The organism is Thiocystis violacea (assembly GCF_016583565.1).
GTDB classification, from domain to species: domain Bacteria; phylum Pseudomonadota; class Gammaproteobacteria; order Chromatiales; family Chromatiaceae; genus Thiorhodococcus; species Thiorhodococcus violaceus_A.
Window position 1 is genome coordinate 61,547 of record NZ_NRRF01000001.1, and the last position, 13,821, is coordinate 75,367.

Below are 13,821 nucleotides of genomic sequence, written 5' to 3' on the forward strand. Positions count from 1 at the left end.
CTGGGATCCTCCGAGCACAGCGCAACGAGGCCATGGCGCCCGAAAATCACCGCATCGGACGCGCCGAACCGCGCTCCATGCCCGGATGCTCATGGGACCACAGCCATCCCACGCCCAGAGCATGCGATCTCCCCGACCGCTCGCCTGCCGGGACACCAAGCGTCCCGCAACCACCGGACAGGGGTCTGAGAAACGCCTGCGACGGGGCGCTATTCGGGCGAAAGGTCTCCCGCACAGTCTGCCCAGAGGCTCGGCTGCCGATACGCGGCGACCCAGTCCGGGAGCTGCGCCGCGGCCATGGGCCGCGCGATTCCGTAACCCTGGGCGCGATCGCAGCCCAGGCGCATCAGCAGACGGCCGTGCTCCAGGGTCTCCACGCCTTCCGCAATCACGGCGCGACCGAAGGCGCGGGCCATGCCGATGACCCCCTCGACGATGTTGCAGTCCTCCAGATCCTGGAGCATGTTGCGGACGAAGGTCTGATCGATCTTGAGCGTCCCGGCGGGCAGTCGCCGCAAATAGATCAGCGAGGAGTAGCCGGTCCCAAAGTCATCCAGGGCGAAGGAAATCCCGAGCCGTGCACCGTCACTGATCACCGCGCTCACCAAGTCCAGATCATCCAAGGCGGCGGTTTCCAAGATTTCCAGCTCGATGCTCGCGGGCTGGACCTCCGGGTGACGGGCAACAAGATCGGAAACCTCGCGCAAGAAATCAGGCGTCTGCAGCGAGTGCGCCGAGACATTGATGTGCAGGCGCAAGCTCAGTCCCTGCGCGACCCAGGCCGCCTGCTGGGCCAGCGCCTCGCGCAGCACCCAGCGGTCGAGCCTGCGAATCAGGTCGGTGCCTTCGATGGCGGGCAGGAATTCGATCGGCGCCAAGAGGCCGCGCTGCGGATGCTGCCATCGGACCAGCGCCTCCAGGGCCTCGACGCCACCGCGGCGCATGTTGACGATCGGCTGATAGAAGAGGCGCAACTCGCTCCTGTCGATCCCCAGCGCGATACTCCGCAACAGCTCGCGGGTGGCGATCTCCTCGCGATCCTTCTCCGGATCGAAGAACTGGTAGTTGTTGCGTCCGCACTGTTTTGCCAGGTACATGGCATGGTCGGCATGACGCAAGAGGCTATCGGCGTCGCCATGATCCTCCGGATAGAGGGTGACTCCGATGCTGGCAGACACGGGCTGCGGCTGACCCTCGATCAGCCGAGGCTCGCCCAGACTGAGCAGCACCCGTCCCAGGATGTGGGCACAGGCGCTCGGCCCCTCCACATCCGTGAGCAGCAGCGCGAACTCGTCACCGCCCCAGCGAGCGACGGTATCCTTTGGGCGAACGTTGGCGATGAGGCGATCTGCGACGGCGCGCAGCAGGTTATCCCCGGCCTCGTGACCACACTTGTCGTTGATGGGTTTGAAGTCGTCCAGATCCAGATAGCAGATGGCGAGTCGGGAGCCTTCGCGGGCCGCGATGGCGATGGCCTGTTGGAGACGATCGAGCAGCAGGCGCCGATTCGGGAGCCCGGTGAGATGGTCGTAGTAGGCCATCGCCTCCAGCCGCCTCTGGCTGTCGCGCAAGGCCTGCTCGGCCAAGCGCCGCTCGGTGATGTCCTGCGCCGCGGCATAGATCAAGCCCGAATCCGCGGGTGCCGTCGCGGACCAGGCCAGGGTGCGCAGGCTGCCGTCCTTGCAGCGATAGCGGTTCTCGAAATAGTGGCTATCACGCCCCTGCAGCAGCGCCTGGATCTCGGCGCGGGTGGCGTCCAGGTCGTCGGGGTGTACATCATCCAGCAGGTGACGCCCGACCAGTTCGTCCTGCCGATAGCCCAGCAGCTCCGTCCAGGCCGGATTGACGCGCCGGATGGTCCCGTCGAGACCGGCGATGAGGAAGAGGTGCAGGGAGAGCCCGAAGAACTGGGCCTGCTCGTCCTCGGTCTGTCTCAGCTCGGTATTGTCGCGGGCCACCCCAGCCAGGCGCGTGGCGCGGCCATCCGCGCCGCGAACCGCATCGCCATAGGTCGCCAGCCAGTGGATGGAGCCGTCGGGCCAGACGATCCGCAGCTCTAGGCCGTGTCCCACGCCATCCTCGACGCAGGCGCGCAGGCTCTCCCGCCAGCGCGGCAGATCCCCAGGGTGGACGCGCGCGTTGAGTTCCGCGAGCGTACCCCGTGAACTCCCTGGGCGAAGCCCCCAAACGGACACCATTTCCTCCGACCACACGACCAGGTCGCTGTCGGTAAACCACTCCCAGATCGCGGTTCCGGAGAGCCGCAGGGCCAGGTAGAGATGCTCCTCGGTCTCGCGGAGTGCATCCTGCATCCGCGCGCGCTCGGTGACGTCCTGGGCCGCGCCCAAGAGCCATGTCGGTTTGCCCGCGGCGTCGTAACGGATCTCGCCATAGTCCTGGATGACGCGGGTCCGCCCATCGTCCGGCCGGGTGATCCGGTGCTGGTGAAAGTAGGGAGCGCCCTCCTCCAATGCCTTGTTGAGAGCCGCCTGCATCCCGCCTCGGTCATCCGAGTGGACGATGCGCAGCAGGCTGCCCAGCGTCAGGTCTTCGTGCTCGACTCCATGCAGGTGACACCACTGCAGGGTCGGGACGAAACGCGCGGTTCTCGGCTCGAGCATCCAGCCGCCGACCTGAGCCAGGCGTCCGGCATGGGCCAACAGGAGACCCCGCTCATCCTCGGAGATCGCACGAGGCGCGAGCGGTTGGTCGGCCGGCTCATGGGCAACCGAAGGGTCGCGACACACCCGTTTCATCTGGATTGAGGCTCTCTCATTCTCTGCACTGGCTCTCGCTATCATAGCCCCGTTTGCATGGCTATCGCCGAGATTCCGGGGGCGCGGTAGCCATGCGGGCATCTCAAGAACGCAAGCGGGCCGCACCCCGCTGGAGCGGTGATGGCGCCCTGCGTCGAACAGCACAGAGGAGCAACCCTGCTGGCTCGCGCCTGCCTGCTTCCTCGACTTGAGGATCGGCGTGATGAGCTCGGCCTGGCGGCGCGAAATGATGATAGATCGGTCTCAGTTTGGAGCGGGGACGCGAGAAACCTGACCTGCCATGGCGTACTGTGAGGAACTGAACTGCGGCCCGGCCGCGTGGTGCCTTGACTCGGATGACACCCAGGAGAACGCTCGTGACTGATCTCAAGACGCAGTCGCCGATCCATCAGGCCAGGAAACGCGTGGAGGAGTTCGACCGACGACAAGCGGATGCGCTGGCCAAGCTGATCCCCGCGGATGACCAAGGTCGCATCAAGGATGACGATGCCAAGCGGATCGCCGCAGCGCTCATGGAGCTCATGAAGCGATAGTCGCGCGGCGCAGGCTGCCGTCTCCCGAGGCCGTGTGAGCATCCTGACCAGATGCGGATCGCCGAGGCCGACCCCCGGCTCTACCAGGCCAAGGCCAGGGGACGCGATCGTATCGTCGCTGAGCCGCTGACAGGGCGGGAGGCAGGCCGCCCGTCGGCCGAGTCGCCGGAGTCCACCACCGCGGTTCCCGGCGCGATGGCCAGTCTGGACGCGCACTAGCCCAGGCGGCCAATGCTGCGTCTTCGTGCTGACCAAGGATCACAGACGGACTCCTGTCTCAATCTGTGATCAAGGTCTCGGATTCGGGCGATCCGCGCCGTCTCTTGGCCCGAGACTTCGTTGATTGCCCTCACTGCCCCCCACGCCTGCGCTAAGCTCAACCATACCAGCGATCAGTGCATCTCATGCCTTCGCCCCCCACTCAGCCCCAGGCCCCTCACGCCTCCAACCCTTCGTAGCCCGGAGAACCCGCATGGCCCTCGTGAAGAAGAGCTCGACCTCGGATGGTGGCACCGCCACCCAAGCCAAGACCTCGGCGGCGGCGGCCCGTGAGGCAGAGGCGCAGCGCAAGCGGGCGCGCACCCTGGCGAAGCAGCAGCAGGCGGCCGAGCGGATCGCCGCCGCCACGGGTCAATTGTCCTCAGGCATCAATGAGGCGGCCTCCGCGGCCGAGGAGCTCAAGCGCGCGGCCGATCAGATCGCCACCGGCGCCGAGGAGGCCTCTGGCGCGGCGCAGGAGTCCCTGACGGCCTTCAAACAGGTCGAGGTCGCCATCGCGCGCCAGTTGCGCAGCGCGGACGCCAGCCAGTCCAAGGGTGAGGCCACGCAGACACTGGTGCTCAAGACCAGCGCCGAGGTCGCCGGCCTGGTCACCAACGTCGGTCTCGCCGCCCAGCGCCAGACGGCCTCGGTGGAGCGGGTGGCCGAGTTGGAGAAGCAGGCGGCCAAGATCGGCGATATCGTCAAGGCGGTGGCGCGCATCGCCGACCAGACCAATCTGCTGGCCTTGAATGCCGCCATCGAGGCGGCGCGCGCCGGCAAGCACGGCAAGGGTTTCGCGGTCGTGGCCGACGAGGTCCGGACCCTGGCCGAGACCTCGGAGAAGAGCGCCAAGCAGATCCAGGATCTGGTGGGTCAGATCCAGGGCGAGGTCAAGGTGATCGCCGAGGGGATCGGAACCTCGGCCAAGACCGTCGAAGCGGAGGCGCAGAAGGGCGAGACCATCAGCGTTCAATTGGAGCAGATTCGCCTCGACGCCGCCGAGATCGTCAAGGGCATTCAGGAGATCGCCACCGGTGCCCAGCAGTCCAGCACCGCCGCCGCGCAGGCGCTCAAGGGCTCCGAGGATATCGCCGCCGCCGCCGAGGAACAGTCCGCGGCCGCCGAGGAGGCCGCCAAGACGGTGGCCGAGCAGGCGCAGGCGCTGGCCGAGTGCGAGCAGGCCGCGCAGGCCCTCTCGGAACTGGCGGAAGATCTCAAGACCTCCACCGATGTCGCCAAGAGCGCCGAGGAAGTCGCCTCCGCCGCCGAGCAGCTCTCCTCCGCCGTCTCCGAGATCAATCGCGCCAGCAGCCAGATCATGATCGCCATCGACCAGATCCGCAAAGGGGCCGAGGTGCAATCGGCGAGCACCGAGGAGTCCGCGGCCGCCATCAGCCAGATCGAGCGCGGACTCGAGCTGGCCCAAGCCCGCGCGACGGCCGGCGCCGAGAAGGTGCGGACCATCAAGGCGCTCCTAGCGGAGAACAAGACCACCGTCGATGGCCTGGTCCAGGGGATCTCTCTGGCGGCGGACGCCTCGCGGTCGAGTATCAAACAGATCAAGGATCTGGAGCTGGTGTCGCGGCGGATCGACAAGATCGTCGACGCCATCACCACGGTCTCCATCCAGACCAACATGCTGGCGGTCAATGGCTCCATCGAGGCGGCCCGGGCGGGCGAATTCGGCAAGGGCTTCGTGGTGGTGGCCACCGACATCCGCAACCTGGCGCACGACTCGGCCGAGAACGCCGACAACATCAAGGATCTGGTGAAGGCGGTCCAGGATCAGATCGGCGTGGTCGGGCGCGACCTCGAGGAGATCGTCGCCTCTGCCATGAGCGAGGTGGAGAAGGCCAAGGTCACCACGAGCAATCTGGCGACCATCGAGACGGACATCGTGACCGTTGAGACAGGCACCCAGGATATCCTGGATGCCGCCAATGAGATCGTCGCGGCCGTCTCACAGGTCAAGACCGGGATCGAGCAGATCTCCGCCGCCGCCCAGGAGGCCGACAAGGCAGCCACCGAGGCGGCCTCCGCCTCCCAGCAGCAGTCCCAGGGCGCCGAGGAGCTGGCGGCCGCCATCGAGGAGATCGCCTCGCTCGCCGACGAGCTGCAAAGCGCCTGACCGGGGATGCGATCATGACCTCAGACAGCCTCAAAGAACGCGACGCCGCACCGCCAGTGGCGGACGAGGAGCACGACGGGCTCGGCTCCGACCTGCGTCAGTTCGTGACCTTCCTCATCGGCGCGGAGGTCTTCGCCGTGGACATGGCCCCGGTCCAGGAGATCATCCGGGTGCCGGAGGTGGTTCGCGTGCCATTGGCCCCGCCGAGCCTTGAGGGGCTCGCCAACCTGCGTGGCAAGGTGCTGCCGATCATCTCGCTGCGCCACCTCTTCGGCCTGGAGGAACGCGACAAGGATGACACCTCGCGCGCCCTGGTGATCGACATCGGTCAGCCGCTCGGCTTCGTGGTGGACCGGGTCGCCAGCGTGGTCGGCGTCGAGCCGTCCAAGATCGAGGCGGTGGGATCCATCAGCAGCACCGTGGATACCGACCTGCTCTCCGGTCTCATCAAGGACGTCGGCGGCCACACCATGATCATGGTGCTCGACTTCGCCCAATTGATCGGCCGGGAGTTTGCGGAGATCGCCCGCCTGGAGACCTCCGCCGGCATGGTCCGGGAGCTGTCCACCCAGACCGAGACGGAGGATGAAGACAGCAGCGACGAGCTGCAACTGGTGAGCTTCGAGGTTGCCGGGCAGGAATACGCCATCGCCATCGAAAACGTGCAGGAGATCGTCCAGATCCCCGAGCATATCGTCCAGGTGCCCCGCTCGGAGCAGCACGTCCTGGGCGTGATGAGCCTGCGCAACCGCCTCTTGCCCCTGGTCAGTCTGCGGCGCATGTTCGCCTTGCCGTCACGCGAGACGGACGAGCACAGCCGCATCGTGGTGGTGTCCCTGGGTGGCACCTCGGTCGGCGTGGTGATGGACAGCGTCAACGAGGTCTTGCGGGTCGCCAAGGCCGATGTCGAGGCCATGCCGGGTCTGCTGGCGCGCGACGGCGATCTCGCCGAGATCTCCGACATCTGCCGGCTCGACGGGGGCAAGCGCTTGGTCTCCATCCTCTCGACCGACCATCTCTTCCGTCATTCCGCCATCAAGGAGGCCCTGACGACCGTGGATAGCCTGAACGACGAAGAGCGGCTCGCGACCGAATCGGAGGACGAGGAGCGCGACGAGGACGAGCAGGTCGTGGTCTTTCGCCTGGACAAGGAAGAGTTCGGCGTGCCGATCGAGAGCGTGCAGGAGATCGTGCGCGTCCCCGAGGAGCTGACCCATGTCCCCAAGGCGCCCGCCTTCGTCGAGGGCGTCATCAATCTGCGCGGCACCGTGCTGCCGGTGATCGACTTGCGTCGACGTCTGGGGCTCCCCAGCGTGGAGCGTTCCGACCGCCAGCGCGTCATGGTCTTTCTGATCGAGGGTGCGCGCACCGGTTTCATCGTCGACTCGGTCGCGGAGGTGCTCAAGATCCCGAAGAGCGCCATCGAGCCGGCACCCCGGCTGTCCGGGGAGCAGGCCAAGCTGCTGGCGCGCATGGCGAACCTGGAGCGGCAGCGCCGCCTGGTGCAATTGATCGATCCAGCGCAACTGATTCAGGAGCGCGAGATGGCGGACCTGGCGGAGCTGTCGGCATGAGACCGCCCGCCGGTCTGGAATGGAGGTTTTAGGGCGCATGATCAAACTCTTGATCGTCGACGACTCGGCCTTGATGCGCCGTCAGCTCGCCAATGTGTTTCAGGCGGAGGGCGATTTCGAGATTCGCCAGGCACGCAACGGCCGGGAAGCGGTCGAGGAGAATCGCGCCTTCGAGCCTGACGTGGTGACGCTGGATATCAACATGCCGGAAATGGATGGCATCACCGCGCTCTCGCTGCTGATGGCGGAGCGCCCGGTGCCTGTGGTGATGGTGTCCTCGCTCACGGAGAAGGGGGCGCTCGCCACCTTCGAGGCGCTCAACCTCGGGGCGGTGGACTACCTGGCCAAGCCCGGCGGAACGATTTCGCTCTCGATCGAGGACATCAGCGCCGAACTGGTGGCCAAGGTCCGTGCCGCGGCGGGTGCGCGCCTCAAGGGCAAGGGGGTCCGCGGACTGAGTCAGCGCCTGCGCGAGGAGCGTGCCCGTCCAGCCGCTCGGCCAAGTCCAAGACCACTGGCCGTGCGTCGCAGCGTGACGAGCGAAGGTCTGGTGGTGATTGGCGTCTCGACCGGCGGCCCACGCACCCTGGAGGACATCCTGCCGCTGTGGCCGGCCGATTTCCCCTGGCCGGTCCTGGTGTCCCAGCACATGCCCGGTTCCTTCACCCGCCCCTTCGCCGAGCGCATGAATGGGCTCTGCGCCCTTGAGGTGGTGGAAGTCGCTCGGCCCATGCCCGTGGAGCCTGGCACCGTCTACATCGGCAAGGGTGGCGCCGACATGGTGGTTGGGCAGCGCGGCGGGCGCCTGACCGTACTGAGCAAACCGGAGAGCCAGGAGTTTCTCTGGCATCCCTCGGTGGAGCTGCTGGGTCGCTCGGTGCTGGAGCACTGCGACCCGGCGCGGGTCGTCGCCATCATGCTCACCGGGATGGGCTATGACGGCGCGGACGCCTTCGCCGAGATCAAGCGGCGCGGCGGCCGCACCATCGCCGAATCCGAGCAATCGGCCGTCGTCTTCGGGATGCCGGCGGAGCTGATCGCCCGCAACGGCGCCAGCCTGGTGCTGCCCGCCGAGAAGATCGCCGCCCAGGTCAACACCTGGGCGGGACGGTGAGTTTCCGCCGGTAGGATGGGCAAAGTCCGTGCTCGGGGGGTGAATGCCGCCTCGACGCCTGGCGGACGTGCCCATCGTGCAAGGCGCCGAGCTGGGATGATGGGCACGCCCGTCGAGCACCAACGCTCCGAACGAAACTCATCGCGCGGGCTTTGCCCATCCTACGCACTGAAACCTGACAACTGAAACCTAAATCCCATGGCCCTCATCAAGACTCAATGCGTCGAGCCCATCGCCGAGGAGGCCCGCGAAGCACCGCGCGACTGCGCCGGTCTGATCTCGCGCTTGGCGGCGAGCGATCCGACCGCCCGGCGCTGGGCGGCGCGTGATCTTGTGGATTGCCCGGAGGCCGCCGCGGCACTGGTGGAGCGTCTCAAGCAGGAGGTGGATGTCTCGGTCCGGGAGGTCATCCTCACGACCTTGACCAGCCTGGGTGATCCGATTGCGATTGCCGGCCTCGTCGACTGTTTGAGGAGCGAGGACACGGCACTGCGCAACGAGGCCATCGAGGCCATGCAGCAGCTGCCGGATGCGGTCGCGCCCGTGATGCACGGGCTGCTTGCCGATCCGGATCCGGACCTGCGCATCTTCGCGGTGAATATTCTGGAATCACTCTGCCATCCGCAGGTGGAGACCTGGTTGATCGAGGTGATCGATCAAGATCCGCACGTCAATGTCTGCGGGGCGGCGGTCGACCTGCTCGGAGAGGTGGGTACCCGCAACGCCCGCGCGAGCCTGCAACGCCTCAAGGCACGCTTCGCCAATGAGCCCTACATTCGCTTCGCCGCCGATCTGGCACTTGGGCGACTTCATGAAAACTGATCCCGAACAGGGCACCATTAGGATCAGCGCCGAGGATTTTCAAAAGTTTAGGGAGTTCTTCTACCGCAAGACCGGGATCCAGTTCGACGCGTCCAAGCGCTATTTCGTCGACAAGCGTCTGGTGGAGCGCGTCGAGGCCACGGGCACGGGCAGCTTCCGCGGCTATTTCACCATGCTGCGCTTCCAGGCCAGCGGTGAGGAGCTTCAGGCATTGACCAATCTGATGACGGTCAATGAGACCTATTTCTTCCGCGAGGAGTATCAGTTCCGGTGTCTGGTCGATTCGCTGCTGCCGGAGATCGTGGAGCGTAAGAAGAATCGCCGGCCGATTCGGATCTGGGCGATCCCCTCCTCCTCGGGCGAAGAGCCCTACTCCATCGCCATCTACCTGCTCGAACACTGGGCGGGAATCCATGAGTGGGACGTGGAGATCATCGCCTCCGACATCGACACCCGAATCCTCGCGCAGGCCCGCCAGGGCCTCTATTCGCTCCGCTCGATCCAGCATCTGCCCAGCCACACGCTGCAGCGCTATTTCAAGCGCCAGTCCGGTGGCTATCAGATCTGCGACGATCTGCGCCAGTCGGTCGAGTTCACTCGGGTCAACCTGTCCGAGCGCGCCGACACCCGGGGCTATCGCGACTTCGACGTGATCTTCTGTCGCAATCTCCTGATCTATTTCGACGATGTCTCGCGCAAGACGGCGACGGAGACCTTCTACGACGCGCTGCGACCAGGCGGCTTCGTCTGTCTGGGTCATTCGGAATCCATGAGCCGCAGCTCGTCCCTCTACAAGGTGCGCAAATTCCCCGAAGCCATCGTCTATCAGAGGCCACTGGAGGCCGCATGAAACGCATCCTGATCGTCGATGACGCTGCGACCGTCCGGCTCTATCACCGCGAGATCCTCGAGACGGCGGATTTCATGGTGGACGAGGCGATGAACGGCATCGAGGCGCTGGAAAAGGCGCTGCAGACGGGGTTCGACCTCTTTCTGGTCGACATCAACATGCCCAAGCTGGACGGCTATGGGTTTCTGCGCGAGCTGCGCGGTCAAGACCTCCCGCAGGCGCCCGCCATCATGATCTCCACCGAGGCGCAGACCAATGACGAGCGACGCGCCTACGCCGCGGGCGCGAATCTCTATCTGATCAAACCGGTCAAGCCGGAGCGGCTGCTGGCGCAGGTGCGCATGCTGCTCGGGGAGTTGCATCCATGAGCCCGTTGCTGGAACAGTTCCTATCGGAGGCGAGGGATTTCCTGCAAGGCATCGGCGAGAAGCTGATGCAGTTGGAGGCGGCCCCGGCCGACGCCGATCTCATGAACGAGCTGTTCCGCCTGGTGCACACCCTCAAGGGCAACAGCGGTCTGTTCGATGCCCCGGAGATGACGCGGGTGCTCCATGCCGGCGAGGATCTGATGGACGCCGTGCGCAATGGCCGCGTGGCCTATTCGCGCCCCCTGGCCGACCGCCTGCTGGACGCCATGGATTTCGTGGGGATGCTCTGCGACGAGCTCGAGTCCGATGGCCAGCTGGGTGCCGCGCACGCCGGTGATTCGGTGCGCCTGGTCGACGCGCTGCGGCACTTGCTCCAGCCCGATGACGCCCCTGCCGAGGCACCCGCCCCCGAATCCACGCCAGAATCCGCGCCCGCCCCGACAGCAAGCCTGGCCGAGCCGACTCCCGTTGCGGACACGGCCAGTCTGCCGCTCGCCAGCATCCCCGAAGCGGTACGCATGCAGGCCTACCGCCGCGCCTGCGCCGGTGAGCCCCTGTCGTGGCTGGCTTACCGACCGCACGAGCAATGCTTCTATCAGGGCGACGATCCCTTCTTCCTGGCGCGCCAGACGCCGGAGCTGCTGTGGAGCCGCATCGAGGCGCGCGAGCCCTGGCCACCGCTGGCCGAGCTGGACGCCTATTCCTGCATGCTGGATTTCCAGCTGCTGACCGCCGCGCCACGGGCCGCGTTGGAAGAGCAGTATCGCTATGTGATGGACCAGGTGCAGACCACGGAAGTCCCCCGGCTGGCGCTGGTGATGCCGCAGGGTGACCCCAACGGCGGCCCCGTCTATGACGACTTCGCCGCGGACGCGCGCAGGCTGCTGCAGACTGGCGATCTTGAGGGCCTGGCCCGCAATGCGAGCACCCTGCTGGAACTCTCCAGCCCGGATCTGTGGATCGCCTCGGCCTTGCGCTGGTTGCAGTTGGTATTGGAGACCGAGCCGGAGAATAAGGCGATTCTCGACGCGCTCGTGGACTGCCTGGGCAGCCTCGCCGCGCCGCAGTGGGGGACGGCCGGGGCGGCGGAAACGCACACGGCGAGCGCTTCGACCTCGATTCGACAGGACCCCGCGCCCCGAAACGAGCGCGGCCAGGAGGCTGAGGGCGTTGCCGACGCGAGCGACGAGGCGACTCCCGCCCTCTCACCCCTGGCAGCCGATGCCCTGGCGGCCGTGGTCGCCGCGCAAGGCGAAGTCCTCGCGCTGACGGATGAGCCGCGCTGGCTGCCAGGCCGTCTCAAGGCCGCCGCCGCCGCCCTGTCGGGGTGTCTGCGGGCCACCGGCGCAACCGCCAAGCTGCAGGACCTGGAGGCGGCCACGGCAGCGGCGCTTGCGCGCAACAGCGGTGCCCCGCTCCTGACCTGGATCGCGGCGGTCTTTCCGGCCGAGCTCGTCGGCGAGCCTGGGGCCGCCGCCCCCGTGACCGCGGCGCCGCCAAGCCCGGCCCACAGCGCCCCCCAGCCGCCGGAGGCGGAGGGCGAGATCAAGTTCGGCCGCCGCGCCGAGGACGCCATCAGCGGACCCAAGAGTCTCAAGGTCGATCAGGCCAAGATCGACCGCCTGATGAATCTGATCGGCGAGATGGTGGTGGCCAAGAACGCGCTGCCCTACCTGGCCGGCCGCGCCGAGGCGGTGTTCGGGGTCCGCGAGCTCGCGCGCGAGATCAAGGGCCACTACGGGGTCATCAACCGCATCGCCGAGGAGATGCAGGGCGCCATCATGCAGATCCGCATGATGCCCGTCTCCTTCGTCTTTCAGCGGTTTCCGCGTCTGGTGCGCGACATCTCGCGCAAGCTCGGCAAGGAGGTCGAGCTGATCCTTGAAGGTGAAGACACCGAGGCGGACAAAACCATCATCGAGTCACTGGGTGATCCCCTGATGCACATCGTGCGCAACAGCCTCGACCACGGCATCGAGTCGCCCGAGCTGCGCCGCGCCGCCGGGAAACCGGCGACCGGCACCCTGCGGCTGCGGGCCATGCAGGAGTCCGACCGCGTGGTGATCGAGATCTCGGACGACGGCAAGGGCATCGATCCCGACATCATCAAGCGCAAGGCCTACGCCAAGGGGCTCATCGACGAGACGCTGCTGGAGCAGATCAGCGATCAGGAGGCCGTGAATCTCGTCTTCGCCGCCGGGTTTTCGACCACGGAGGTGATCTCGGATCTCTCCGGCCGGGGCGTCGGGATGGATGTCGTGCGCACCGCTGTCGAGAAGGTCAACGGCAGCGTTGCGTTGACCAGTCAGCAGGGACGTGGCACCCAGATCCGTCTGTCGCTGCCCCTGTCCATGGCCGTGACCAACGTCATGATCGTCGTCTCCGACGGCCAGCGCTTCGGTGTCCCCATGGATCGCGTCGTCGAGACCGTGCGGGTTCCTCGTGCCGCCATTCGCACCATCAAGCACAGCCTCGCCACCGTACTGCGCGGACGCATCGTGCCGCTGAAATCCATCAACGACCTGCTTGGGCTCTCGGCTCCGCCCAAGGCCAATGCCGATGATGAATTGGCGGTGCTCGTCGTGAGACTGGGCGATGAATCCCTGGGGCTCCTGGTGGATGATTTCAGTGAGACGCTCGACATCATCCTCAAACCCATGACGGGGGTCTTGGCGGGTCTGCCGGCCTACGCCGGCTCGGCCCTCATGGGCGATGGCTCGGTGCTCATGGTGCTCAACGTCAAGGAGATTCTGTGATGGCGGTCGAGTACAAGAAAAACCTGGTCGTGTTTCATGATGTCGTGGGCGTGGAAGACGCCGAGGCGTTGCTGGAGTGGCTGCAGAAGAAGCGCACGGCCAAGGTGGACCTGTCCGCCTGCACCCACCTCCATCCCGCCAATCTGCAAGTTCTGATGGCGAGCAAGCCTGCCGTTCAGGCCTGGCCGGCGGATGCCCCGCTGCGCGCCTGGCTGGAACCCATCTTGACCGCCCCCTAGGATCCGGATCGAGGAATAGACGCATGTCCAAAACCATCATGATCGTGGACGATTCCGCCACCATGGTGTTGAGCCTGAAGTCGACCCTGGAGATGAACGGCTTCAAGGTCGAGACCGCCGGCGATGGCGCACAGGCCCTGACCAAGCTCAAGGGTGGGGTGAAGCCCGATCTCATCATCACCGATATCAACATGCCCAACATGGGTGGCCTGGAGCTGATCAAGAACGTGCGCACGCTGCCGGGTTTGCGGTTCACGCCGATCCTGACGCTGACCACCGAAAGCCAGGCGGAAAAACGCGACGAGGGCAAGCGGCTGGGGGCCACCGGCTGGCTGGTGAAGCCCGTCGCTGGGCCGGACCTCGTGAAGGTCATCAAACAAGTGCTGCCGGGGGCCTAGG

At 66.2% G+C, this 13,821-nt stretch carries 11 protein-coding genes; 10 read left to right on the forward strand and 1 reads right to left on the reverse strand.

What is annotated here, in order from left to right; genetic code table 11:
- Positions 1 to 209 precede the first annotated feature (209 nt).
- The gene (locus CKO23_RS00265) at positions 210 to 2,756 is read right to left on the reverse strand and encodes a bifunctional diguanylate cyclase/phosphodiesterase (RefSeq protein ID WP_200327739.1); all 2,547 of its coding nucleotides are present in this window, start codon (positions 2,754 to 2,756) and stop codon (positions 210 to 212) included.
- 377 nt (positions 2,757 to 3,133) lie between these two features.
- On the opposite strand from CKO23_RS00265, the gene CKO23_RS00270 reads away from it, so the two are divergent.
- From CKO23_RS00270 to CKO23_RS00315, 10 genes are all read left to right on the forward strand, one after another.
- Complete coding sequence (locus CKO23_RS00270) at positions 3,134 to 3,310, forward strand: hypothetical protein (protein ID WP_200327740.1); 177 nt, start codon at positions 3,134 to 3,136, stop codon at positions 3,308 to 3,310.
- A gap of 472 nt (positions 3,311 to 3,782) precedes the next feature.
- Complete coding sequence (locus CKO23_RS00275) at positions 3,783 to 5,699, forward strand: methyl-accepting chemotaxis protein (protein WP_200327741.1); 1,917 nt, start codon at positions 3,783 to 3,785, stop codon at positions 5,697 to 5,699.
- Positions 5,700 to 5,713: 14 nt separating this feature from the next.
- The gene (locus CKO23_RS00280; RefSeq protein WP_200327742.1) at positions 5,714 to 7,273 is read left to right on the forward strand and encodes a chemotaxis protein CheW; all 1,560 of its coding nucleotides are present in this window, start codon (positions 5,714 to 5,716) and stop codon (positions 7,271 to 7,273) included.
- A gap of 37 nt (positions 7,274 to 7,310) precedes the next feature.
- On the forward strand, positions 7,311 to 8,387 hold the full coding sequence (cheB, locus tag CKO23_RS00285) for a chemotaxis-specific protein-glutamate methyltransferase CheB (RefSeq protein ID WP_200327743.1): 1,077 nt from the start codon (positions 7,311 to 7,313) through the stop codon (positions 8,385 to 8,387).
- A gap of 198 nt (positions 8,388 to 8,585) precedes the next feature.
- Entirely contained in the window at positions 8,586 to 9,209 is a 624-nt protein-coding gene (locus tag CKO23_RS00290) for a HEAT repeat domain-containing protein (RefSeq protein ID WP_200327744.1), read from the forward strand.
- Positions 9,199 to 10,059, forward strand: coding sequence for a CheR family methyltransferase (locus tag CKO23_RS00295; protein WP_200327745.1), 861 nt, complete (start codon positions 9,199 to 9,201; stop codon positions 10,057 to 10,059). Before CKO23_RS00290 ends, CKO23_RS00295 begins: the two co-directional genes overlap by 11 nt.
- Positions 10,056 to 10,427, forward strand: coding sequence for a response regulator (locus CKO23_RS00300; RefSeq protein ID WP_200327746.1), 372 nt, complete (start codon positions 10,056 to 10,058; stop codon positions 10,425 to 10,427). The genes CKO23_RS00295 and CKO23_RS00300 overlap by 4 nt, the downstream gene beginning before the upstream one ends.
- Complete coding sequence (locus CKO23_RS00305) at positions 10,424 to 13,183, forward strand: chemotaxis protein CheA (RefSeq protein WP_200327747.1); 2,760 nt, start codon at positions 10,424 to 10,426, stop codon at positions 13,181 to 13,183. Before CKO23_RS00300 ends, CKO23_RS00305 begins: the two co-directional genes overlap by 4 nt.
- Positions 13,183 to 13,422 (forward strand): hypothetical protein, encoded by a 240-nt coding sequence (locus CKO23_RS00310; RefSeq protein ID WP_200327748.1) that lies wholly within the window; start codon positions 13,183 to 13,185, stop codon positions 13,420 to 13,422. Before CKO23_RS00305 ends, CKO23_RS00310 begins: the two co-directional genes overlap by 1 nt.
- A 23-nt stretch (positions 13,423 to 13,445) precedes the next feature.
- Positions 13,446 to 13,820, forward strand: a complete 375-nt coding sequence (locus CKO23_RS00315) for a response regulator (protein ID WP_200327749.1) — start codon at positions 13,446 to 13,448, stop codon at positions 13,818 to 13,820.
- Position 13,821 lies beyond the last annotated feature (1 nt).